At 62.5% G+C, this 22,525-nt stretch carries 19 protein-coding genes and 2 pseudogenes; 17 read left to right on the forward strand and 4 right to left on the reverse strand.

All coding sequences use genetic code 11. The features are described from left to right. Window positions 1-7 precede the first annotated feature (7 nt). Window positions 8-844: a shikimate dehydrogenase gene (locus ACE3MN_RS11095; RefSeq protein WP_024357904.1), complete on the forward strand. Its 837-nt coding sequence runs from the start codon at window positions 8-10 to the stop codon at window positions 842-844. Window positions 845-907: 63 nt separating this feature from the next. Here ACE3MN_RS11095 and ACE3MN_RS11100 read toward each other — a convergent pair whose 3' ends face one another. Beyond that, window positions 908-1,714, reverse strand: coding sequence for a DNA-binding transcriptional regulator (locus ACE3MN_RS11100; RefSeq protein ID WP_102649709.1), 807 nt, complete (start codon window positions 1,712-1,714; stop codon window positions 908-910). Window positions 1,715-1,904: 190 nt separating this feature from the next. Here ACE3MN_RS11100 and ACE3MN_RS11105 point away from each other — a divergent pair, with 190 nt between their 5' ends. The 9 genes and pseudogenes from ACE3MN_RS11105 to ACE3MN_RS11145 form a co-directional block, all read left to right on the forward strand. Next, window positions 1,905-3,572 carry a bifunctional 3-(3-hydroxy-phenyl)propionate/3-hydroxycinnamic acid hydroxylase gene (locus tag ACE3MN_RS11105; protein WP_049099399.1) on the forward strand — a complete coding sequence of 556 codons (1,668 nt, stop codon included), beginning with the start codon at window positions 1,905-1,907 and terminating at the stop codon, window positions 3,570-3,572. A 1-nt stretch (window position 3,573) separates the two neighbouring features. After that, complete coding sequence (gene mhpB / locus ACE3MN_RS11110; protein ID WP_102649708.1) at window positions 3,574-4,518, forward strand: 2,3-dihydroxyphenylpropionate/2,3-dihydroxicinnamic acid 1,2-dioxygenase; 945 nt, start codon at window positions 3,574-3,576, stop codon at window positions 4,516-4,518. Window positions 4,519-4,535: 17 nt separating this feature from the next. After that, window positions 4,536-5,402: a 2-hydroxy-6-oxonona-2,4-dienedioate hydrolase gene (mhpC, locus tag ACE3MN_RS11115; RefSeq protein WP_064342823.1), complete on the forward strand. Its 867-nt coding sequence runs from the start codon at window positions 4,536-4,538 to the stop codon at window positions 5,400-5,402. A gap of 9 nt (window positions 5,403-5,411) precedes the next feature. Beyond that, window positions 5,412-6,218, forward strand: coding sequence for a 2-keto-4-pentenoate hydratase (gene mhpD, locus ACE3MN_RS11120; RefSeq protein ID WP_102649707.1), 807 nt, complete (start codon window positions 5,412-5,414; stop codon window positions 6,216-6,218). Next, window positions 6,211-7,161 (forward strand): acetaldehyde dehydrogenase, encoded by a 951-nt coding sequence (mhpF, locus tag ACE3MN_RS11125; protein ID WP_049088727.1) that lies wholly within the window; start codon window positions 6,211-6,213, stop codon window positions 7,159-7,161. Before mhpD ends, mhpF begins: the two co-directional genes overlap by 8 nt. Further along, window positions 7,158-8,174, forward strand: a complete 1,017-nt coding sequence (gene mhpE, locus ACE3MN_RS11130) for a 4-hydroxy-2-oxovalerate aldolase (RefSeq protein ID WP_024357910.1) — start codon at window positions 7,158-7,160, stop codon at window positions 8,172-8,174. Before mhpF ends, mhpE begins: the two co-directional genes overlap by 4 nt. Before the next feature lie 74 nt (window positions 8,175-8,248). Beyond that, window positions 8,249-9,445: a 3-(3-hydroxy-phenyl)propionate transporter MhpT gene (gene mhpT, locus ACE3MN_RS11135; protein WP_160183510.1), complete on the forward strand. Its 1,197-nt coding sequence runs from the start codon at window positions 8,249-8,251 to the stop codon at window positions 9,443-9,445. A gap of 177 nt (window positions 9,446-9,622) precedes the next feature. After that, a complete protein-coding gene (locus tag ACE3MN_RS11140) occupies window positions 9,623-10,357 on the forward strand; it encodes a polyphenol oxidase family protein (protein WP_375364364.1) in 735 nt (244 codons plus the stop codon). Between the two features lie 6 nt (window positions 10,358-10,363). Continuing rightward, window positions 10,364-10,616, forward strand: a pseudogene (locus ACE3MN_RS11145) (DUF1996 domain-containing protein); the annotation flags it as partial. Between the two features lie 259 nt (window positions 10,617-10,875). On the opposite strand, the gene ACE3MN_RS11150 reads toward ACE3MN_RS11145, so the two are convergent. Next, on the reverse strand, window positions 10,876-12,456 hold the full coding sequence (locus ACE3MN_RS11150; RefSeq protein WP_160183511.1) for a rhodanese homology domain-containing protein: 1,581 nt from the start codon (window positions 12,454-12,456) through the stop codon (window positions 10,876-10,878). Between the two features lies 1 nt (window position 12,457). Continuing rightward, window positions 12,458-13,054, reverse strand: coding sequence for a cysteine dioxygenase (locus tag ACE3MN_RS11155; RefSeq protein WP_024357913.1), 597 nt, complete (start codon window positions 13,052-13,054; stop codon window positions 12,458-12,460). A 107-nt stretch (window positions 13,055-13,161) separates the two neighbouring features. Here ACE3MN_RS11155 and ACE3MN_RS11160 point away from each other — a divergent pair, with 107 nt between their 5' ends. From ACE3MN_RS11160 to ACE3MN_RS11190, 7 genes and pseudogenes are all read left to right on the forward strand, one after another. Next, window positions 13,162-14,055, forward strand: a complete 894-nt coding sequence (locus tag ACE3MN_RS11160) for a LysR family transcriptional regulator (RefSeq protein WP_004139949.1) — start codon at window positions 13,162-13,164, stop codon at window positions 14,053-14,055. 145 nt (window positions 14,056-14,200) lie between these two features. Further along, window positions 14,201-15,305, forward strand: a pseudogene (locus tag ACE3MN_RS11165) (LLM class flavin-dependent oxidoreductase). 34 nt (window positions 15,306-15,339) lie between these two features. Then, window positions 15,340-16,428, forward strand: coding sequence for an acyl-CoA dehydrogenase family protein (locus tag ACE3MN_RS11170; protein ID WP_050498334.1), 1,089 nt, complete (start codon window positions 15,340-15,342; stop codon window positions 16,426-16,428). A gap of 11 nt (window positions 16,429-16,439) precedes the next feature. Beyond that, entirely contained in the window at window positions 16,440-17,414 is a 975-nt protein-coding gene (locus tag ACE3MN_RS11175; RefSeq protein WP_024357915.1) for an ABC transporter substrate-binding protein, read from the forward strand. Then, complete coding sequence (locus tag ACE3MN_RS11180; protein WP_024357916.1) at window positions 17,411-18,448, forward strand: ABC transporter substrate-binding protein; 1,038 nt, start codon at window positions 17,411-17,413, stop codon at window positions 18,446-18,448. The genes ACE3MN_RS11175 and ACE3MN_RS11180 overlap by 4 nt, the downstream gene beginning before the upstream one ends. Beyond that, on the forward strand, window positions 18,429-19,424 hold the full coding sequence (locus tag ACE3MN_RS11185; protein WP_024357917.1) for an ABC transporter permease: 996 nt from the start codon (window positions 18,429-18,431) through the stop codon (window positions 19,422-19,424). Before ACE3MN_RS11180 ends, ACE3MN_RS11185 begins: the two co-directional genes overlap by 20 nt. Then, the gene (locus tag ACE3MN_RS11190; RefSeq protein ID WP_004139963.1) at window positions 19,418-20,206 is read left to right on the forward strand and encodes an ABC transporter ATP-binding protein; all 789 of its coding nucleotides are present in this window, start codon (window positions 19,418-19,420) and stop codon (window positions 20,204-20,206) included. The genes ACE3MN_RS11185 and ACE3MN_RS11190 overlap by 7 nt, the downstream gene beginning before the upstream one ends. 195 nt (window positions 20,207-20,401) lie before the next feature. Here the strand turns inward: ACE3MN_RS11190 and ACE3MN_RS11195 are convergent, their stop codons facing one another. Beyond that, entirely contained in the window at window positions 20,402-22,423 is a 2,022-nt protein-coding gene (locus ACE3MN_RS11195; protein WP_171820841.1) for a TonB-dependent siderophore receptor, read from the reverse strand. Window positions 22,424-22,525: the final 102 nt, after the last annotated feature.

A 22,525-nucleotide genomic window follows, 5' to 3' on the forward strand; every position in this document is an offset into this window, starting at 1 on the left:
GCAGTAAATGGTGATTAGTGGAAATACGCGGCTGATAGCGCATCTTGGCTACCCGACCGCGAAGTTTAAAGCGCCGATGATTTACAACCCGTGGCTGGTTCATCAGCAGGTTGACGCCAAAGTGGTGCCGATGGGCGTGAAGCCCGAGGATTATGCCGCCTTTGTGCCGATGCTGTTTAAGATGACCAATATTATTGGCGCGCTGGTCACCATGCCGCACAAAATCGCCACCTGCGGGCTGGTGCAGCGTCTGAGCCCGACGGCGGCGATAGCGGGGGCGTGCAACGCGATTCGTGCCGAAGCCGACGGTACGCTGAGCGGCGATATGTTTGACGGCGAAGGCTTTGTCCTCGGTATTAAACGTAAAGGTTTCCAGACGCGAGGGGCGCGGGCGCTGGTGGTGGGCAGCGGCGGCGTCGGCTCGGCTATTGCCGCTTCGCTGGCGGCGGCGGGCGTCAGCGCGCTGACGTTGTACGACGTCCGTTCGCAGACGGCTGAAGCGCTGGCCGGGCGTCTGCTTCAGCACTATCCTCGGCTGGATATTACGCTGATGCGGCGCGATCCGCAGGGGCACGATCTGGTGGTCAACGCCACGCCGCTGGGGATGAAAGAGGGCGATCCGCTGCCGTTAGATCCGCAGCGCCTGACGCCGGGCACCTTTGTCGGCGAAGTGGTCATGGCCCAGGAGTTCACCCCGTTATTGCAGGCGGCGCGGGCGGCGGGCTGCCCCATACAGCGCGGCACCGACATGCTGTTTGAGATGATACCCGCTTACCTTCGTTTCTTCAATCTGCCGGTGGCGACGCCGGAACAGCTGCGCGAGCTGGCGGAAATTCGCTACTGAAGCCGGAACTGCGCCAGGCCTGCCGGAGATATCTGCCAGGCCTGGGTTCCTTTCAGAACCAGCCTATCCGTAAAAAACCTCTTCATCGGACATCCGTTCCTCAATCTGACCGGCGACCTTTTGCAACGAGGCGAGGTACTTTTGCGCCGCCTGGTCGATAGTCATGGCCTGGGCCATATACACCAGGTTCAGGCAGCCGATAACCCGCAGCTGGCGGCGAATGGGGACGGCAATGGAGGCGATTTTCTCCTCCTGCTGCCAGCCGCGAAAGTTTTCACCGTAGCCGTTTTGCCGGGTGCGTTCGAGGATGGCGGCCAGCTTCTCCGGCTCGCGCGCCAGCTGATACTCCGCTTCCGGCCGGGCGGCCAGCATCTCAACGATCGGGCTTCGTTCATGCTCCGGGGCGAAGGCCAGCCAGGTTAATCCGGAGGCGGTCAGCAGCAGCGGCAGTCGGCGGCCGACCATCGCCCGGTGGAAGGAGAGGCGGCTGAAGCGGTGGGTAGTTTCGCGCACGACCATCGCATCGACGTCGAGAGTCGTGATATCGGTAGGCCATAAAACCTCCCGCAACAGCTCGCCAAGCAGCGGCGTGGCGAGGGCAGAAATCCAATGTTCGTCACGAAATCCCTCACTTAACTGACGCACTTTAATCGTCAATCGGAAGCTGTCATCGGAGCGGCTGCGGCGCACATATCCCTCATCCTGTAGCGTTTCCAGTAGCCGCCTGACGGTGGTGCGGTGCAGGCCGCTAAACTCGGCCAGGGTGCCAACCGTCGCGCCTCCGTCGAATTTATTTAACAAATTTAATAACAATAAGCCGCGGCTTAAACCGCGTACCGTTTTGTAATCCGCCGACGAGTCTTGGTCCATGCTGCCTCAATAAACATCAAATTAAACAATGATGTGCACCTGGTGCACGTTAGGTGATGTTTTGATTGTAGCGCAAATCACCGCCCCTATACTGACCTCACTATAAAAATAAATTCACATTTAGTTAACAAATTACCGCGTTGATTTTTCTGCAATGTTGGTAATGCGTCCGAAGCGTGAGGTTTTGAAAATGACAACATCTAATCCTGATATTCAACCGGCCGTACAGCACACCGCCCAGGTTGCGATTGTCGGCGCCGGTCCGGTGGGCCTGGCGATCGCCAACTACCTCGGGCAAATGGGCGTGAGCGTCCTGCTGATTGAGAAGCTCGAGTCGCTGATCGACTATCCCCGCGCCATCGGTATTGACGATGAGTCGCTGCGGGCAATGCAGGCGGTGGGGCTGGTGGACAAGGTGCTGCCGCATACCACGCCGTGGCACGCGATGCGCTTCATGACGCCGAAAGGGCGCTGCTTTGCCGATATTCAACCGATGACCGACGAGTTTGGCTGGTCGCGGCGTAACGCGTTTATTCAGCCGCAGGTTGATGGGGTGCTGTACGCAGGCCTGAGCCGCTTCCCCAACGTGCGTTGCCTGTTTTCCCGTGAAGTGGAGGCTTTTAGCCAGAATGGTGACAACGTCACGTTAAATCTCAAAGGCAGCGCTGGCGAACATGAAACCGTACGCGCCGACTGGCTGGTGGCCTGCGACGGTGGAGCGAGCCTGATTCGCCGCACGCTCAATATCCCCTTCGAAGGGAAAACCGCGCCGAATCAGTGGATTGTTATCGATATCGCCAACGACCCGCTGGCGACGCCGCACGTCTATCTGTGCTGCGATCCGGTGCGCCCGTACGTGTCAGCCGCGCTGCCGCACGGGGTACGGCGCTTTGAATTTATGGTGATGCCCGGCGAAACCGAGGCCCAGCTCAGCGAGCCGCACAACATGCGCCAGCTGCTGAGCAAGGTGCTGCCGGACCCGGACAACGTCGAACCGATCCGCCAGCGCGTCTACACCCATAACGCGCGTATCGCCGAACGCTTTCGCGTCGATCGCGTGCTGCTGGCGGGCGACGCCGCGCACATCATGCCGGTCTGGCAGGGGCAGGGCTATAACAGCGGCATGCGCGACGCCTTTAACCTGGCGTGGAAGCTGGCGCTGGTGGTGAACGGCAAAGCTGGCGAAGCGCTGCTCGACAGCTACCAGCAGGAGCGGCGCGATCACGCCAAAGCGATGATCGACCTGTCGGTGACCGCCGGCAACGTTCTGGCGCCGCCGAAACGCTGGCACGGCGCGGTGCGCGACGGCATTTCGTGGCTGCTCAACTATCTGCCGCCGGTCAAACGCTACTTCCTTGAAATGCGCTTCAAGCCGATGCCGCAGTATCGCGAAGGCGCGCTGCTGGTGGAAGGCGAAGGCAAAACGTCCCCGGTAGGCAAAATGTTTATCCAGCCGAAGGTCACGCTGGAGGACGGTCAGGTGACGCTGCTGGATGAGGTGATTGGCGCGAACTTTGCCATCATCGCCTGGGGCTGCAACCCGCTATGGGGGCTTAACGACGAGCAGATAGCCCGCTGGCGCGCCGTCGGCGTGCGGTTTATCCAGGTGGTGCCGGAGGTGCAGATTCATTGCGATCAGGACAACGTACCCGGCGTCATCCGCCTTGGCGATACGCAAAACCGCCTGAAAAGCTGGTTCGCGCAGCACGATACCGCCATCGCCGTGGTGCGTCCGGACCGCTTTGTCGCCACCGTGGCCATCCCGCAAACCCTGAGCAAAAAGCTCGACGCGCTGGCAAGCAAGATGCGGCTGGCGGTCTCCGCGCAGGCGGCAACGACGATTGAACAGGTGGCCTGATATGAACGCGTATCTTCATTGCCTCTCGCATACCCCGCTGGTGGGCTACGTTGACCCGGAACAGGCGGTGCTGGACGAAGTGAACGCCACCATCGCCGACGCGCGGGCGCGCATTGCCGCCTTCGACCCGGAGCTGGTGGTGCTGTTTGCACCCGATCACTACAACGGCTTTTTCTACGATGTGATGCCGCCGTTTTGTTTAGGCATCGGGGCGACCTCTATCGGCGACTTCAGCAGCGCCAGCGGCGTTTTGCCGGTGCCGACGGCGCTGGCGGAGGCCTGCGCCCACGCGGTGATCAAGGACGGTATCGATCTGGCGGTTTCCTACTGCATGCAGGTGGACCACGGCTTTGCGCAGCCGCTGGAGTTCCTGCTCGGCGGGCTCGACAGGCTGCCGGTTCTGCCGGTGTTTATCAACGGCGTCGCCACGCCGCTGCCGGGCTTTCAGCGCACCCGCATGCTGGGCGAAGCCATCGGCCGCTTTCTGACCACCCTCAATAAGCGGGTATTAATTCTCGGCTCCGGCGGCCTGTCGCATCAGCCGCCGGTACCGGAGCTGGCGAAGGCCGATGCCCCTATGCGCGACCGGCTGCTGGGCAGCGGCAGGCAGCTGCCGCCGGACGAGCGTGAACTGCGCCAGCAGCGGGTGATTAGCGCGGCGAAACGGTTTATCGAGGACCAGCACTCGCTCTATCCGCTCAACCCGGTCTGGGATAACCGCTTTATGAGCCTGCTGGAGCAGGGGCGGCTGACGGAGCTGGACGCCATCAGTAACGAAGAGCTGTCGGCGATGGCCGGGAAATCAACGCACGAAATTAAAACCTGGGTGGCCGCATTTGCCGCGCTATCCGCATTTGGCCGCTGGCGCTGCGAAGGCCGCTATTACCGACCAATCCCCGAGTGGATTGCCGGGTTTGGCTCGCTGAGCGCCGCCGCGCAGAACTGAATTAACGGGAGAAGATGATGAGCTACCAACCGCAAACCGAAGCCGCCACCAGCCGTTTCCTCAACGTTGAGGAGAACGGAGAGACATTACGCATCCATTTTAACGACTGCGGGCAGGGGGATGAAACCGTGGTCCTGCTGCACGGTTCAGGTCCTGGCGCCACCGGCTGGGCCAACTTTAGCCGCAATATCGACCCGCTGGTGGAGGCGGGCTACCGGGTCATTTTGCTGGACTGCCCCGGCTGGGGAAAAAGCGATTCAATCGTCAATAGCGGCTCGCGTTCCGACCTGAATGCCCGGGTGCTGAAAAGCGTCGTCGACCAGCTGGATATCAGCAAAGTACATCTGCTGGGCAACTCGATGGGCGGCCACAGCGCGGTGGCTTTCACCCTGACCTGGCCGGAGCGCGTCGGCAAACTGGTGCTGATGGGCGGCGGAACCGGCGGCATGAGCCTATTTACGCCGATGCCGACGGAAGGCATCAAGCTGCTGAACGGCCTGTACCGTGAGCCGACCATCGAAAACCTGAAAAAGATGATGAATATCTTTGTCTTCGATACCCGCGATTTGACCGACGCGCTGTTTGCAGCGCGCCTCAACAATATGCTGTCGCGCCGGGAGCATCTGGATAACTTCGTCAAAAGCCTGGAAGCCAACCCGAAGCAGTTCCCGGATTTTAGCCCGCGTCTCGGCGAAATCCGCGCGCAGACCCTGATCGTCTGGGGGCGTAACGATCGCTTTGTACCGATGGACGCCGGGCTGCGCCTGCTGGCGGGCATTAACGGTTCCGAGCTGCATATCTATCGCGACTGCGGCCACTGGGCCCAGTGGGAGCACGCGGAGAGCTTTAACCAGCTGGTGCTCGATTTTCTGGGGCGTCCCTGAGGAATCCTGATGACAACTTTATCTCTTGAACAACTGGCGCAGCGGCTGCGCGATGCCGAAACGCGCGGCCAGGCCATTGAACCGCTGCGCGATACGCTCGGCGTTGACAATGCGGAAGCGGCCTACGTCATCCAGCGGATGAACGTGCAGCACCACGTGGCGAACGGCCGCCGGGTGGTGGGGCGCAAGGTGGGACTGACCCACCCGAAAGTGCAGCAGCAGTTGGGCGTTGATCAGCCGGACTTCGGCACCCTGTTTGCCGATATGTGCTACGGCGATAACGCCGAGGTCCCGTTCTCCCGGGTGCTGCAGCCGAAGGTGGAGGCCGAAATCGCCCTGCTGCTGAAGCGCGATCTGCCGCATGCCGATACCACCTTTGATGAGCTGTACGCCGCCATCGACTGGGTACTGCCGGCGCTGGAAGTGGTCGGCAGCCGTATTCGCGACTGGTCGATTGGCTTCGTCGATACGGTCGCCGATAACGCCTCCTGCGGCGTTTACGTGCTGGGCAGCCCGGCGCGGCGCCCGGACGGGCTGGACCTGAAAAACTGCGCGATGCGCATGACCCGTAACGAGGAAGAGGTCTCCAGCGGGCGGGGCAGCGAATGTCTCGGTCATCCGCTGAACGCGGCGGTGTGGCTGGCGCGCAAAATGGCCAGCCTCGGCGAGCCGCTGCGGGCGGGCGATATCGTGCTCACCGGGGCATTAGGCCCGATGGTGGCGATTAACGCCGGCGATCGCTTTGCCGCCCATATCGACGGTTTAGGTTCAGTGGCGGCGACCTTTGTCGCCAAAGAGGAAGAGAGTGATGAGTAAACGTAAAGTCGCCATTATCGGCTCCGGTAATATCGGCACCGATTTAATGATCAAAATTCTGCGCCACGGGCAGCATCTGGAAATGGCGGTAATGGTCGGCATCGACCCGGAATCCGACGGCCTGGCCCGCGCCCGGCGCATGGGCGTCGCCACCACGCACCAGGGGGTGGGCGGCCTGATGCAGATGGCCGAATTCGCCGATATCGATTTTGTTTTTGATGCCACCAGCGCCGGGGCGCATGTGAAAAACGACGCCGCGCTGCGCGAAGCTAAACCGGGGATCCGGGTGATCGACCTGACCCCGGCGGCCATCGGCCCGTACTGTGTGCCGGTGGTCAACCTCGAGGCTAACCTTGCGGAGGGTAACGTCAATATGGTCACCTGCGGCGGCCAGGCGACGATCCCGATGGTGGCGGCGGTCTCCCGGGTGGCAAAAGTGCACTATGCGGAGATCATCGCCTCGATTGCCAGCAAATCCGCCGGGCCGGGGACGCGCGCCAATATAGATGAGTTCACCGAGACCACCTCGCAGGCCATCGAGAAAGTCGGCGGGGCGGCGAAAGGCAAAGCGATTATCGTGTTGAACCCGGCGGAACCGCCGCTGATGATGCGCGATACCGTTTATGTTCTGAGCGAAGCGGCATCACAGCAGGACATTGCCGCTTCGATCGCCGAGATGGCGGCGGCGGTGCAGGCTTATGTGCCGGGGTATCGCCTGAAGCAGCAGGTGCAGTTTGAGGTGATCCCGGAAGATAAACCGGTAAACCTGCCGGGCGTCGGCCGCTTCTCCGGCCTGAAAACGGCGGTTTACCTTGAGGTCGAAGGGGCGGCGCACTATCTGCCAGCCTACGCGGGCAACCTCGATATTATGACGTCGGCGGCGCTGGCGACGGCGGAGAAAATGGCCCAGGCGATGAACGACGCGGCGGGAGAGGCAGCATGAACGGTAAAAAACTCTATATCTCGGACGTGACCCTACGCGACGGAATGCACGCGATTCGCCATCAGTACTCGCTCGACAATGTGCGCCAGATTGCCCGCGCGCTGGACAGCGCGGGCGTTGATTCGATAGAAGTGGCCCACGGCGACGGGCTGCAGGGCTCCAGCTTTAACTACGGCTTCGGCGCGCACAGCGACCTGGAGTGGATTGAAGCGGCGGCGGAGTCGGTCAGCCAGGCGAAAATCGCCACCTTATTGTTGCCCGGCATTGGCACGCTGCACGATCTGAAAAACGCCTATCAGGCCGGGGCGCGGGTGGTGCGGGTGGCGACCCACTGCACCGAGGCGGATGTCTCGGCGCAGCATATCGCCTTCGCCCGCGAGCTGGGCATGGACACCGTCGGCTTTCTGATGATGAGCCATATGACCGCCCCGGAGCAGCTGGCGCAGCAGGCGCTGAAGATGGAGTCCTACGGCGCGACCTGTATCTACGTGGTCGATTCCGGGGGGGCGATGAATATGCGCGATATCCGCGATCGCTTTCGCGCCCTCAAGGCGGTGCTGAAGCCGGAAACCGCCACCGGGATGCACGCGCACCATAATTTGAGCCTCGGCGTCGCCAACTCGATCGCCGCGGTGGAAGAGGGCTGCGACCGTATCGACGCCAGCCTGGCGGGAATGGGGGCCGGGGCGGGCAACGCGCCGCTGGAGGTGTTTATCGCCGCCGCCGACAAGCTCGGCTGGAATCACGGTACCGATCTGTATGCGCTGATGAACGCCGCCGATGAGCTGGTGCGCCCGCTGCAGGATCGCCCGGTGCGGGTTGACCGCGAAACCCTGGCGCTGGGCTACGCCGGGGTTTACTCCAGCTTTCTGCGCCACAGCGAAGCGGCCGCCGGGCGCTACGGCCTGAGCGCGGTGGATATTCTCGTCGAACTCGGCAAGCGGCGGATGGTGGGCGGTCAGGAAGATATGATCGTCGACGTCGCGCTGGATCTGCTTAAGCGTAAAAAATAAAAGCAACGCGCGGCTGGCAACGTATCAGCCGCCATGCACCTGCTCCGCTTGTCCGGATATCGCAAAGGTACCCTATGACCCAAACAACGACTGCAAGCAATTCGCGCCAGATGGTAACCGTCGGGCTCTGTTTTATGGTGGCCCTGATGGAAGGGCTGGATCTGCAGGCGGCGGGGATTGCCGCCGTGGGCATGGCGCAGGCGTTCGCGCTGGATAAAATGCAGATGGGCTGGATTTTCAGCGCCGGGATCCTCGGCCTGCTGCCCGGCGCGCTGGCGGGCGGCATGCTGGCGGATCGCTACGGCCGCAAGCGTATTCTGCTGGGCTCGGTGCTGCTCTTCGGCCTGTTCTCGATCGCCACCGCGCTGGCGTGGAACTATCCGACGCTGCTGCTGGCGCGACTGCTGACCGGCGTCGGGCTGGGCGCGGCGCTGCCGAATCTGATTGCGCTCACCTCCGAGGCCGCTGGTCCACGCTTTCGCGGCAGGGCGGTCAGCCTGATGTACTGCGGCGTGCCCATTGGCGCGGCGCTGGCGGCGGCGCTGGGCTTTTTCGGCCTCGCCGCCGCCTGGCAAACGGTATTCTGGGTCGGCGGTATCGTTCCGCTGCTGCTGGTGCCGTTGCTGCTGCGCTGGCTGCCTGAATCGCCGGTTTTTCAGCGCAGCGCGCAGGGCGTGCCGCTACGCGCGCTTCTCGCGCCGGGCAACGCTACCGCCACGCTGCTGCTGTGGCTGTGCTACTTCTTCACGCTGCTGGTGGTCTATATGCTGATCAACTGGCTGCCGATGCTGTTAGTCGGCCAGGGATTCAGCGCCAGCGAGGCGGCGGGGGTGATGTTTGTCCTGCAGTTTGGCGCCGCCTGCGGCACGCTGCTGCTGGGGGCGCTGATGGATAAGCTCAGCCCGCTATGGATGTCGCTGCTGATCTACAGCGGTATGCTGGCGTCGCTGCTGGCGCTGGGCACCGCGACCTCGCTCGCCGCGATGCTCTTTTCCGGCTTCGTCGCCGGGCTGTTTGCCACCGGCGGGCAGAGCGTGCTTTACGCGCTGGCTCCGCTGTTCTATCGCACCGAAATTCGCGCCACCGGCGTGGGGACGGCGGTGGCGATCGGTCGTCTCGGCGCGATGAGCGGCCCGCTGCTGGCGGGCAAAATGCTGGCGTTGGGCACCGGCACGGTTGGCGTGATGGCAGCTTCCGCGCCCGGCATTTTGCTGGCAGGCGTAGCGGTGTTCTGGCTGATGAACCGCCAAAAGCGCGCCGCGCTGGCCTGAGCATTTTCGTTTATTCCCGGGGGCGGCGCGGTAAACCCGCGCCTTGCCCGGGCTACCGGCCCGCAGAAGCTTGTTGCTTGTAGCCCGGCTAAGCGTAGCGCGAGCCGGGGAGCCGCCTTGCGCATCTCTCCACTTTGGCATACGTTAAATCATCATCCACTGATTCTTCCGGGCATCATGTCTTTTACCTCCCGTTTATTAAGCGATATCCCCGGCATCCGCTACGCCTTCCTCGACGTGCATGAAACCGCCGCCTTTCCCTATAGCGAAATGGCGCCGGTTAAACTGGTTCACGGCAATATCGTGCATGAGAATCGCGCGCCGCAGGTGGAGCGACCCCACGCCGATGCGATGTTTACCGCCGTCAGCGGGCAGAAGGTGGGCGTGGTGACCGCCGACTGCCTGCCGCTGCTGATGGCGTCGCGCGACGGGCGCTATGTCTGCAGCGTGCACGCAGGCTGGCGCGGCGCGGCCAGCGGGATTATCGAAAATAGCCTTGCGCTGTTTCAGCGTTATCACGTCGACCCGCAAGATCTGGTGGTGGTGAGCGGGCCGCATATTCATGCCTGCTGCTATGAAGTCACTGGCGACTTCTACCCGGCGCTGCTGGCGATGCCCGCCGGCGAACTGGCGAAACGCCATCGGCAACAGCTTTTCCTGCCCCAGCAGGCGGCGTCCGTGGGACAACAGGCGAAAGCGAGCGGTGACGACAATTTTTGGTTCGATCTGCGGGCCTTTGCGCGTCTCCTGCTGCGCGGGGCGGGCGTGCCGGATGAAAATATGGAGTGGCTGGGGAGCTGTACCTACTGTACGCCCCAACTGCTGGGGTCGTTTCGCCGGCGTACGCATTTTCCGGCGCCGAAGTCATTTCAGTATTCATGGATCATGCGCGAGCCTGATGAGACGAAATGATGTTTGATGATGTGTAACATCGGCGGTCGTTGGCTATCAGACCTCCCGGAAACCACCTGCGATAACAAAGCCGATAGCTCCGCCTACTGGGCTCCGTCGCTGAAGCTGCCGGCTGGACAGGCGAAACCTACTATCAGACAAGCAAAGTGGAACAGCATCCGCTGCAAGCGTTCCCGGCGGGTCTCAAACTACGTGCGGGCGACCATCGCGGTTCGGTCTCCCGCTAACGGAATACGGTTTTTGCGCCAACGGCAAAGGTAATGGACGGCGATAAGCGTCAAGAGCGCTGGGGCATTATTGATACCGCCCCGGAAACCTGGCGGTCAGCGATAACGCCGCAACTTGCCCGGGCTAGCGGATCGTAGATGGCGGTGGGCTTGTAGCCCGGGTAGGCGCTTTGCGCCGCCCCCGGGAGTGAGGGTATTTCCCGGTGGCGATGCTGTGTACCTGCCCAGGCGACCGGATCGCAGATGTCGGTGGACTCGTAGCCCCGCTAAGCGCAGCGCGAGCGGGGGAATTTACAACACCGTAAACCCGTGCGTGTCATCGCGCTTGAGCTGTTCAACCAGGCCGAACTCCCAGTCGAGGTAGGCCTGCATTGCCGCGGGGGAGTTATCGGTGCCTTCATACGGGCGTTGATAGCGATCGCTGCGCGGCGTCGCCAGATGCGTCTCGCCGTGCTCCAGCGCCAGCCCGGCGTCAATCCACGCCAGGGTGCCGCCGCTCAGCAGCCGCACCGGTTTACCGGTTAACGCCGCCACCTCAGGCGCCGCGTAGCGGGCCAGCAGGCTGCTGCCGCAGGTGACAACGTAACGTTCGGCTGAAGGGATAACCTCCAGCGCCTGGCGCAGCTGCGAACGTATTAGCCAGTAAGCGCCGGGAATGTGCCGGGCGACATAGTTGGCGCTGGTGGTGAAATCTAGCACTACGGTCCCCGGTTCTCGCAGCTGTTGCGCCAGCTGCGGCGCAGAGATCTCCTCCACCTGCGAACCCGGCGGTACGCGGCCCGCTGGGGTTCCGCGCTCGCTAAAATCTTCCGCGCGCGCATCGCGCAAGACCGCCACCTCCCAGCCCATCTGCGCCAGCCAGGACGCCGTTATCGGCGCGCGAATCTCGTCATCGGCAACCAGCACAATACGCGCCCCGCGCACGCTGGCGAAATGGTCGGTCTCCTGCACCAGCTGCCCGCCGGGCGCGCTGACGCTCTGTGGCAGATGGCCCGCGGCGTACTCTTCCGGACTCCGGACGTCGAACAGATAGGTGGTGCGTGCGGGCTGCCGCAGCCAGCGCTGGAGGGTGGGGCTATCGATAAAGGCGACTCCGGCGCGCTCCGCTACCTGTCTCACCGTCGCCGCGCGTTCGGCTGGGGCGCGAAAATCGGCGTCATAGCGCCGCTGCTGGCCGCGCTCAAGGTCAAACCCGGCTAAGGTCCAGCCGATGGTGCCATTGCGTAGCGCATAGACCGGATTGGGCAAACCGGCATTGCGCAGCGACTGCGTGCCGATAATGCTGCGCGTGCGCCCGGCGCAGTTGACGATCACCGTCGCCTGCGATGATGGAACCAGCCCCTCAATGCGCAGCGCCAACTCCCCGCCGGGCACGCTGATGCTGCCGGGAATATTCATGGTTTGATACTCATCGAAACGGCGCGCATCGACCACCACCACCTCCTGTGAGCTATCGAGCAGCGCTTTCACTTCCCCGGCGCTCAGCGAAGGGGTATGCCGCTCGCTCTCCACCAGCTCGCCGAACGCTTTGCTCGGCGAATTGACGTCCTGAAACAGTTCCCCGCCGCTGCGCTGCCAGCCCGACAGGCCGCCTTCCAGCAGGGCGACATCTTCGTAGCCCCAGCTCTGCAGGCGTTCAACGGCCCGCTCCGCCAGGCCTTCGCCGCCGTCATAGACGGTAATCGGCGTCGTCAGGCGCGGTACGCGCCGAAAAATGTCCAGCTCCAGCTTGCTGAGCGGCAGATTGGCGGCAAACAGCGGATGGCTGCGGGCAAAGTCGGCCTCTTCGCGAACATCGATCAGCGCCAGCTCCGCGCCGTCAAGCAGCGCCTGGCGCAGCTGCGCGGCCGGACGATAAGAACAGGTGGGCATATTAATTATCCTTTGAGAGATCCCAGATATTGGGTAAGTGGCGGTTGGAGTAACCGGAGACAAAAGGTTTGACGAGGCCTTCCGGGGTATATACCGCGCGCCTGACGCCGCCGATATTGCCGCCGTAAACGTGGATACTGATCGAGACCCGGTCCGCCAGGGCGTTGCTCACCCGGTGAATATCGTCGTCGCGGGAAGAGACTTTTTCCACTTCGCCGGGGGAGAGGCGTTCGGCAACGCCGCTAACCACCGGCAGGCCGCGCTCGTCCAGGCGGTAGCGCTGATTCTCCTCCGCGCCGCGCAGCATGCCGATGGCGCCCCACACCCGATGGTCGTGAATCGGCGTCGATTGCCCCGGTCCCCAGACGAAGCTGACGATAGAGAAACGCTGTCCGGAGTCAACATGCAGCAGGTACTGCTGATAGTGATGGGGATGCGGCAGGGTGTACTCTTCCGGCAGCCAGTCATCTTTTTTCACCAGCGCGGCCAGGCGCAGAGCTACGGCGTCGAGCAGGGCCGTCTCGTCGGCAAACTCGCGATGCAGGGCATCAAGGTCTTGAATAAACTGGCGTAATTTTTCCACTCGCGGTGCGGTCATGGTCGCTTCCTGTTGTCGGGACTGGTCTTTACGCTAGCAAAGGCGTTAATATAATTAAAATGCAATTTCCGCATATATTAATATGCAAAAATCACATTAAGGACGCTATGCGCATTGACGACATCGACGCACTGCTGGCCACCGTGCAGTTTTCCTCGCTTAACCAGGCCGCGGAATATCTTGGTATTACCCAATCGGCGATTACCCGTCGTCTGCAGCGTCTGGAACACACCCTCGACGTGACGCTGCTGGAGCGTCAGACCCGGCCGCTCACCCTGACCGCCGCCGGGCACCGGGTTTACGAGCAGTGTTTGAGCATCAAGCGGGAGACCAAAAAGCTGTACGGCCTGCTCGACCCCGAAGCGGAGCCGCACGGTATTCTGCGTCTCGGCGTGCCGCAGAGCGTGGCGGAAATAGCCCTGCAGCCGGCGCTGACCGCGCTGCGCCAGCAGTTTCCCGCCCTCCAACCTCAGGTAACCTGCGGCTGGAGCGGTCTGCTGCAAAAGCGCCTCGAGAGCGTCGAGCTGGACGGGGTGCTGGCGATGGGGCCTGAGCAGCAACGCTTTGCCGAAGGCTACGGCGGACGGCTGCTGTGCCCGCTGGATATCGTGGTGATAGCGGCAAAAAGCTGGCGCCTGCACGCCGGGGCGCTGCGCGACTGCGCGGAAAAAGGCTGGGTGCTCAATCCCGACGGCTGCGGCCTGCGGGCGGGGCTGATCCGCGAGCTGCAGTCCCAGGGGCTGCGCTTAGCGCTGAATGTCGAGACCGCGGGCGCCCAGCTGCAAATCAGCCTCGTGGCGCAGGGGCTGGGGCTTGGCCTGGTGCCGCGCGCCGCGCTGGCCGCCAGCCCGTGGCGCGATGACGTCGCCGTGCTGACCCTCGCTGACTTCCAGCCCGCGGTGCATCTGTGGTTGGTTCACGCGCAGAATCTGGCTAATCTGAGCCAGCCGCTGACTTTTTTCGCCGGCAAAGTCGTTCAGCAGCTAAACGTATCTGACTGAAACCTAAATACAATTTTTATTAATGCTTATCTCGCATATTAAGATATGACAAAAATGCATTTTGTTCATTAAGAGCCCGTGTATAGGGTAATGAAAACGCGCCGCCGCGGCGGTCCACTCATTATCCTGCTACAAGGAGTTCTGCATGAGCATTCAGTTTCTCGGCATGATCGGCCACCGCCTGTCGTCGGAAACCATCGCCCCGGTCGGCCCGATTTTTGACCGTGATTACATCGTGCGTTTCGCGCAAACCCACGAGGCTGCCGGGTTTGACCGCCTGCTGGTGGGCCACTGGTCCGATCAACCCGACGGCTTTCTGGTGACCGCGCTGGCGGGGCTGTCGACGCAGCATATCGGCTTCCTGCTGGCTCATCGTCCCGGTTTTGTCTCGCCGACCCTCGCCGCGCGTAAGTTCGCCACCCTTGAACATCTGCTGGGCGGCCGCCTGGCGGTACATATCATCAGCGGCGGCAATGACGCCGAGCAGCGCCGCGACGGCGATTATCTCGATCACGACCAGCGCTACGCGCGAACCGATGCCTTCCTTGAGACCGTCCGCAAGGTGTGGACCGCCGAACAGCCGGTGGATATCGCCAACGATTTTTATCAGGCTGAACAGGCGTGGTCGGCGATTCGCCCGCTGCAAAAGCCGCATATTCCCCTCTACTTCGGCGGTTCCTCGGAAGCGGCCATCGCCGTGGCCGGTAAACATGCCAACGTTTTCGCCCTGTGGGGGGAGTCGCTGGCGCAAACCGCGGAAACCATCCAGCGCGTGCGGGCCGAGGCGGCGAAACATCAGCGTGAAATCGGCTTTAGCGTCTCGTTCCGGCCGATTATCGCCGCCAGCGAAGCCGAGGCCTGGGAGAAAGCCGAGCATATCCTGCACGTCGCCACCGAGCGGGCGGCGCAGAGCGGGGGCGGTTTCAAAGCCAAGCCCGACAGCGTCGGGGCGCAGCGTCTGCGGGCCACGGCGGCGCAGGGCAAGGTGGTGGATAAACGCCTGTGGACCGGGATCGCGCAGCTGGTGGGCGGCGGCCATAACTCCACCGCGCTGGTGGGCACCCCGGAACAGGTCGCCGACGCGCTGCTCGACTACTACGACCTCGGCGTGCGCAACTTCCTGATCCGTGGGTTCGATCCGCTCAACGATGCTCAGGAGTACGGTAAGGCCCTGCTGCCGATAACCCGCGAAAAAGCCGCCCTGCGCGCCGTCGCGGAGCGCGCATCGTGACCGGGCAAGCCACCGATGACTGGACGCGGCGGCTGACGGAGATCCGCCAGCTGATGGCGGAGCAGGCGGCCAGCCTTGACGCCAGCGGCGACTTTCCCCGCAACAATATCGCGCATCTGCGCCAGCGCGGCTTTTTGTGCCTCGCCGTGCCGCAGCAGTACGGCGGAGCGGGGGCCGGTTTAGCCGAACTTCAGCAGGCGGTCGCCGCCATCGCCTGGGGCGAACCGGCGACCGCACTCATTGTTTGCATGCAGTATCTGCATCATCTGCGACTGGCGGAAAACGCTGGCTGGGCCGAGCCGCTGCGTCAGCGGGTTTTTCACGATGCCGTCGAGCGGGGCGGGCTGATCAACAGCCTGCGGGTGGAGCCGGAGCTCGGCTCACCGGCGCGCGGCGGCCTGCCGCAAACCGTGGCGACCCGCCGCACCGGGGGCTGGCAAATTAACGGTCACAAAATCTATACCACCGGCATTGAGGGGCTGAGCTGGCTGGCCGTCTGGGGACGCAGCGACGACGCTCGTCCACTGGTCGGCACCTGGCTGGTTCCAGCCGACAGCGAGGGCGTCAGCGTGGTGAAAAGCTGGGATCACGCCGGAATGCGGGCAACCGGCAGCCACGAAGTGGTGCTCAACAATGTGCGGGTGGCCGATGAGTACGCGGTGGACGTGTGGGCGGCCGATGCGCCTCCCGCGCCGGACGCCGAGCAGTTTCGTCTGTTTGCCAATCGCCATACGGCGCTGCTGGCGGCGATCTACGACAGCGTGGCGCGCGCGGCCCGCGACTGGCTGGTGACGTGGCTGGGTACGCGTATTCCGGGCAGCCTTGGGCAACCGCTTTCCAGCTTGCCGCGGGTGCAGGAAAAAGTTGGCCAGATGGACGGATGGCTGCTGGTCAACCGCAGCCTGCTGGAAAAGGCCGCGCAGCTGGGCTTTTCCGCCATTGAGGCCAATCTGGCGAAAGTCACCATTACCGATAACGCCATTCAGGCGGTAAACCTGGCGCTGGAGCTGACCGGCAACCATGGCCTGAGCCGGCAAAATCCTCTGGAACGCCACTATCGCAACGTCCTGTGCGGGCGGGTACATACCCCGCAGAACGACAGCGCGTGGCTGGCGGCAGGCAAATACGCTTTTCAAAAATAAGGATAATTCATATGCGCAAACTTCATTTTACCCGTGTAGCCGGGGCGCTGATGCTGCTGGCGCTGAGCGGCTATACGGCGGCCCAGGAGCGAATCACCCTGCGAATCGCCGATCAAAAGGGCGGCATGCGCTCGCAGCTGGAGGCCGCCAACGCCCTGCGGGATCTCCCCTACGAGATTAAATGGGCCGAGTTTCCGGCCGCCGCGCCGCTGGCGGAAGCGCTTAACGCCGAGGCGGTGGATGCGGGGATTATCGGCGATGCGCCGCTACTGTTCGCGCTGGCTAACGGCGCGCCGGTCAAAGCCATCGCCGTCGATAAAAGCAACCCGGCCGGCACCGCGGTGCTGGTCTCGCCCGACAGCGCATTGAAGAGCGCCGCGGATTTAAAAGGCAAACGCATCGCTACCGGTAAAGGATCGATTGGCCACTTTGTGGCGCTGAAAGCGCTGGAGCAGGCGGGAATTTCGCCGAAAGAGGTGCAGTGGGTGTTTCTCGGCCCGGTGGACGCCAAAGTGGCGCTGCTCAACGGTTCGGTGGACGCCTGGGCGACCTGGGAGCCCTATACCACGCAGCTGGTGAAGACCGCGGAAGGAAAGATTCTGGTCAGCGGTAAAGGGCTACTGCCGGGCAACACCTTCCTGGCGGCAACCGATGATGCCCTGAAAGACCCGCAAAAACGCGCGGCGCTGCAGGATTACCTTACCCGCCTGGCCGGCGCCGAGCGCTGGGCCTACGCCAACCTTGATAGCTACGGTAAAACGCTGGGGGAGATTATTCGTTTCCCGGCGGATATCGCCCGCGCGCAGTTTGCCAATCGCCAGTCGCAGTGGCAGCCTCTGGACGCGCAGACGGTCGCTCAGCAGCAGTCGACGGCGAATTTTTACCTCGCCAACGGACTCATCCGCGCAAAGCTGGACGTGACGCCGACCTTTGATAACGGCTTTAGCGTGCCCGCCGCCCAGGCCCATGCGGAGGTGGCGCCATGATGAAAGCCGCTTTTTCCCGCCGTCGTTTCTTACGCTTGACCGGCGGTCTCGCGCTGGCGGGAGCATCCCTGCCGCTTTGGGCTCACGATATGGCGGCCATGGCGAGCGGGGATGAACACCCGGCGCTGCGCCTGGCGCAGCCGTATAAAATCAAGCTGGCGATCAACAAAAGCGCGGTGTGCCTGGCGCCGGTTGCCGTCGCCGAGCAGCAGAAGATCTTCAGTAAATACAATCTCGACGTGGAGTTCGTTAACTTCGGCAACTCGACGGACGTGCTGCTGGAGGCGATTGCCACCGGTAAGGCCGACGCCGGCGTCGGGATGGCGCTGCGCTGGCTGAAGGCGCTGGAGCAGGGCTTCGACGTGAAGCTCACCGCCGGAACCCACGGCGGCTGCCTGAATCTGCTGACGGCGAAAAACTCGCCGTTCGGCGGCCTGGAGAGCCTGAAAGGGCAAACCATCGGCGTCACCGATATGGCCGGGCCGGATAAAAACTTCTTCGCTATTTTGCTCAAGCGCCACGGCATCGACCCGATCAGCGATGTGCAGTGGAAAGTCTATCCGCCGGACCTGCTCAGCGTGGCGCTGGATAAACGCGAAATCGCCGCCATCAGCGGCAGCGAGCCCTTTAGCTATCGCCTGCTGGCAACCGGCAAGTATCAGCTTATCGCCAGCAATATGACCGGCGATTACGCCAACCTGAGCTGCTGCGTACTGGGCGTCAGCGGTAGCCTGGCACGCGATCATAAACCGGCCGCCGCCGCGCTCACTCAGGCGATTCTTGAGGCGCACAGCTATGCCGCCGCGCATCCGGAAAGCGTGGCGCAATCCTTCCTCGCCCATGCGCTGAATACCAATGAGGCGGAGGTCAGCGGCATTCTCCACGGCCAGGGGCACGGCCATCACGCGGTGGGCGAGGCGTTTGTCAAAGAGCTGACCCAGTACGCCGTGGATCTTCAGCGGGTGCAGGTCATTAAGCCGGGCACCGATCCCCATCAGTTTGCGGAGAGCATTTATGTCAACGTTTTCGCCTGAACGGGCGCTGGCGCGTACGACAAGCGGCAGGCCGCTGTGGACGGAAGGACTGCTTGCCGCCGCGCTATGGCTGCTGGGGGGCCTGTTTACGCTGGCCTGGCCCGATGCCGGGCGGCGCTGGCCGTTTAGCGAAGGGTGGGCGCTGGCGCAGTTCACCCTCGGCGGCGGGCTCTTGCTGCTGGCGCTGAGCTACCGCTACTGGCGGCAGCGCGGGGCTCGCCTGCAGCATGCCGGAAAGTGGCTGGCGCTGCTGCCGGTACTCTTTGCGCTGTGGGAGGGGCTGACGGCAAAGACGGCCTTTCTGCCGGTGCCGTTTTTCGCACCGCCGCAGGCGCTGATTGAGGTACTGCACGATGACTGGCCGCGCCTGCTCGATAGCCTTCTGCATTCGCTGGGGCTGCTCGGGCTCGGGGTGCTTCTGGGCACCAGCTGCGGCTTTATCAGCGGGCTGGCGATCGGCTGGTCCCAGCGGATCGGCTACTGGGTGCATCCGGTGTTGCGTCTGCTGGGGCCGGTGCCGTCCACCGCGCTGCTGCCGCTGTGCCTGTTTATTTTCCCTTCCAGCTTCGGCGCCAGCGTGTTCCTGATCGCGCTCAGCACCTGGTTCCCGGTGACCGTGCTGACCTGGTCCGGAGTGATCGGCATCGATAAGGCATGGTATGACGTCGCGCGGACCCTGGGCGCCAGCCAGCGCTTCCTGATCCTGCGCGTGGCGATCCCCGCCGCGCTGCCCAACGTCTTTGTCGGCCTGTTTATGGGGCTGGGCGCATCGTTTTCGGTGCTGATCGTCGCCGAAATGGTCGGGGTGAAATCGGGTATTGGCTTTTATCTGCAGTGGGCGCAGGGCTGGGCCGCCTACCCCAATATGTACGCGGCGCTGCTGGTGATGGCGCTGCTCTGCTCCGGCCTGATTAGCGGACTGTTTATGGTCCGCGACCGGCTGCTGAGCTGGCAGCGGGGAGGCATGCAATGGTAACCGCGAACGCAAGACCTCAGGCGGCATCGGCCGGAGCGGCGGTGTCGATAAGCCACCTGCATCATGCTTTTAGCCTTGGCAAACAGATGGTGCCGGTGCTGGAGAATATTAGCCTGCAGCTGCGGCCCGGAGAGAGCGTCGCGCTGCTCGGCCCCTCGGGATGCGGTAAATCCACTCTGCTGCGGCTGCTGGCGGGACTGGAGCCGCAGCAGTCCGGGCAAATTCAGATTGATGAGGCGGCGATGGGCGGACCGGGGCCCGAACGGATACTGGTGTTTCAGGATCCGACCCTTTATCCGTGGCTGACGGTGCGGCAAAACGTGCTGCTGGGGCCGCAGGCGCAGGGGAAAAAGGGGCTTGAGCCCAAGGCCGACGCGCTGATTTCACGCATCGGGCTGCAGGGGTTTAGCGAGGCGTGGCCGCGCCAGCTCTCCGGCGGCATGGCGCAGCGTGCGGCGCTGGCGCGCGCGCTGCTGAACGAACCGCGCCTGCTGCTGCTCGATGAGCCGCTGGGCAAGCTGGATTCGCTTACCCGCATCAGCATGCAGCGGGAGCTGATCGCCCTGTGGCAGCAGCAGGGCTATACCAGCCTGCTGGTCACCCACGATATTGAAGAGGCGCTGCTGCTCTGCGAGCGGGTGCTGGTCATGTCGCCGCGTCCGGGGCGGATTATCGCCGAGTTTGCGCTTCCGCTGGCGTTTCCCCGCCATCGCGATAATCCGCTGCTGGTGCAGCATCGGCAGGATATTTTGCGCATTCTGGGACAGGAAGAGGATTGGTAAAGCAACGCGCTAACCGGGGGCTGCTGGACGGCCTGCGTTTGACGGAGCGCCGGGATATTCCCGGGGGCGGCGCGGTAGGGCCGCGCCTTGCCCGGGCTACAGGGAGCGCGCTGATTCTTGCCCGGATGACAAGGAGTGAGGGGGCTGTAGCCCGGATAAGGCGCAGCGCGCCGCGATCCGGGACAGGGATAAGGCTTAAAAATCCATCTTCAGCGTAAACTGCACTTCCCGCGGGTCGCCGATCTGGTTACCGAGGTTGTTGGTGCCGATGGAGGAGGTGTAATAGGTCTTATCAAACAGATTCTTCACGTTAACCTGTAGCGTCACCGGATATTGCAGCTTCATCTTATAGGCCGCAAACACATCCGCCACCGCATAGCCCTGCAGATAATAATCCGCGCCGTTGGTACCGGAACGTTTGCTTACCGCGCGACCGCCGCCGCCCACCGTCAGGGTATTGCTGTCGTAGACGTTATGAATGTCGTAGCTCAGGAACACAGAGCCGGTGTGTTTCGGCACGTTCGGCAGCGGTTTGCCCTTGTAATCCGGATCGTCGGTGACTTTCGCATCGGTATAGCCGTAGCTGGCGATGACGCTCAGGTTATCGGTCAACGATCCGGCCACGTCCACTTCGACGCCGCGGGAGCGCACCTTACCGGCGGTTTTCGCTACGGTTTCATCGCCCACCGATTCGGTATAGAGGACGTTGCGCTTATCAATATCAAACAGCGCGATATTGGCGGTAACGCCGTTGAAGAGCTCGAACTTCGCGCCCAGCTCGTAAGAGGTTGACTCTTCCGGCGGCAGATTGCCGATATAGCTGGCGATGGAGGACTGCGGCATAAACGACTGCGCCACGTTACCAAACAGCGAGACGGACGGCGTCAGCTTATACACCAGGCCCGCTTTCGGCGTCCATTTCTGGTCGCTGCTGTCGGTATTGACGTTAAACGGGCGGCCTTTCCCGGCGTACTGGGTGTAATACTGATAGCGCACCCCGGCAATGGCGATCCACTTATCGCTAAGATAGAGCGCGTCCTGGACGTAGCCCGCATAGCTCTCCTGCTGAGTACGCTGATCGCTATCGGATGCCGAAACGCTGGAGCATTTGTCGAGCGTACCATAGACCGGGTTATAGATATTAAATCCCTTGACGTTCTTACAGCGGATCATATCGGTACGCAGCAGATCGTAGTTCTCGTAAGCCAGGCCGGTGAGGATCTCGTTGTAGAAGCCGCCAATGACCACGTTACCCTGTAAATCCGCCCGCGTAGCGTGCATTTTCTGGGTTGAACCGTGGGTGGCGTCGACGCGGCGGGTCAGGTTGCCGGTCGCCGAATCGTAGGCCATTACCCGGGCCTGATCGTCGTTGTAATGATCCTGGCTGTAGCTGTAGTCGAAGCGGGCGGTCCAGGCGTCGCTGAGCCGGTATTCGGCATTCAGCTGCGCGAGGTCGGAATAACCGTCGGTAATATTAAACGGTTCATCAAAACGCGTTTTGCGATCGACATTCACCGCATGACCGGTGTTCAGATCGAAGATGGTGCCGCGATCGAATGGGGTACTGTAGTTACGGTGCGAATAGGAGACGTTCACCGTTGCCCGCTCGCCGAACCAGGTCAGGGAAGGGTTGATAAAGCTGGTCTTCTGTTTGCCGAAATTACGCCAGTAATCTTCATGCTGATATTCGCCAATCACCCGATACGCCAGCGGCGTCCCGTCGATGGGGCCGGTGACGTCGAACTGCCCGCTACCGCCGCCAAAGCTGGTGGAGGTGGCGGAGACGGAGCCGCCGAAGCTGCGCTCCGGGCGTTTGGTGACGACGTTGATTAATCCGCCGGGGTCGAGAATGCCATACAGCGTTGAGGCCGGGCCTTTGAGCACTTCAACGCGTTCGGTGGCAGCGGTAAAGCTGCGCGGCAGCACGGTGCGCAGGCCGTTGGTCATGATCGAGCCGTCGCGGTTGGCGCCGAAGCCGCGGCGGCTAAAGGCGTCCTGGGTTCCGCCGAGGGTATTGGTTTGTACCACGTTGGCGACGTTATACAGCGCTTCGTCGAGGTTCGTCGCATGCTGATCCTCGAGCACCTGCTCGCTGACGGTGTTGACCACCTGCGGAATATCCAGCATCGGCATGGTGGTCAGCGTGGCGGTCGAGGTATTGACCGGCTGATAACCGTTGGTAGCGCTCTGCCGTGAACCGTCGGCGACGACCCTCATCGTTTCGTCAGTCGTTTTTTTTGTCTGAGTGGCGCTATTTTCCGCGGCCACTAATCCCGGTGAGGTGAAAAAAATCAGTGAAAAAAGCGCACGCCCTTTTAA

Source organism: Klebsiella grimontii (assembly GCF_042137965.1).
In the GTDB taxonomy this organism is placed as follows: Bacteria; Pseudomonadota; Gammaproteobacteria; order Enterobacterales; family Enterobacteriaceae; genus Klebsiella; species Klebsiella grimontii.

Coding starts and splice junctions, on each gene's coding strand:
- ACE3MN_RS11095 (WP_024357904.1), top strand. CDS start 8: ATGGTGATTAGTGGAAATACGCGGCTGATAGCGCATCTTGGCTACCCG.
- ACE3MN_RS11100 (WP_102649709.1), bottom strand. CDS start 1,714: ATGGACCAAGACTCGTCGGCGGATTACAAAACGGTACGCGGTTTAAGC.
- ACE3MN_RS11105 (WP_049099399.1), top strand. CDS start 1,905: ATGACAACATCTAATCCTGATATTCAACCGGCCGTACAGCACACCGCC.
- mhpB (WP_102649708.1), top strand. CDS start 3,574: ATGAACGCGTATCTTCATTGCCTCTCGCATACCCCGCTGGTGGGCTAC.
- mhpC (WP_064342823.1), top strand. CDS start 4,536: ATGAGCTACCAACCGCAAACCGAAGCCGCCACCAGCCGTTTCCTCAAC.
- mhpD (WP_102649707.1), top strand. CDS start 5,412: ATGACAACTTTATCTCTTGAACAACTGGCGCAGCGGCTGCGCGATGCC.
- mhpF (WP_049088727.1), top strand. CDS start 6,211: ATGAGTAAACGTAAAGTCGCCATTATCGGCTCCGGTAATATCGGCACC.
- mhpE (WP_024357910.1), top strand. CDS start 7,158: ATGAACGGTAAAAAACTCTATATCTCGGACGTGACCCTACGCGACGGA.
- mhpT (WP_160183510.1), top strand. CDS start 8,249: ATGACCCAAACAACGACTGCAAGCAATTCGCGCCAGATGGTAACCGTC.
- ACE3MN_RS11140 (WP_375364364.1), top strand. CDS start 9,623: ATGTCTTTTACCTCCCGTTTATTAAGCGATATCCCCGGCATCCGCTAC.
- ACE3MN_RS11150 (WP_160183511.1), bottom strand. CDS start 12,456: ATGCCCACCTGTTCTTATCGTCCGGCCGCGCAGCTGCGCCAGGCGCTG.
- ACE3MN_RS11155 (WP_024357913.1), bottom strand. CDS start 13,054: ATGACCGCACCGCGAGTGGAAAAATTACGCCAGTTTATTCAAGACCTT.
- ACE3MN_RS11160 (WP_004139949.1), top strand. CDS start 13,162: ATGCGCATTGACGACATCGACGCACTGCTGGCCACCGTGCAGTTTTCC.
- ACE3MN_RS11170 (WP_050498334.1), top strand. CDS start 15,340: ATGGCGGAGCAGGCGGCCAGCCTTGACGCCAGCGGCGACTTTCCCCGC.
- ACE3MN_RS11175 (WP_024357915.1), top strand. CDS start 16,440: ATGCGCAAACTTCATTTTACCCGTGTAGCCGGGGCGCTGATGCTGCTG.
- ACE3MN_RS11180 (WP_024357916.1), top strand. CDS start 17,411: ATGATGAAAGCCGCTTTTTCCCGCCGTCGTTTCTTACGCTTGACCGGC.
- ACE3MN_RS11185 (WP_024357917.1), top strand. CDS start 18,429: ATGTCAACGTTTTCGCCTGAACGGGCGCTGGCGCGTACGACAAGCGGC.
- ACE3MN_RS11190 (WP_004139963.1), top strand. CDS start 19,418: ATGGTAACCGCGAACGCAAGACCTCAGGCGGCATCGGCCGGAGCGGCG.
- ACE3MN_RS11195 (WP_171820841.1), bottom strand. CDS start 22,423: ATGAGGGTCGTCGCCGACGGTTCACGGCAGAGCGCTACCAACGGTTAT.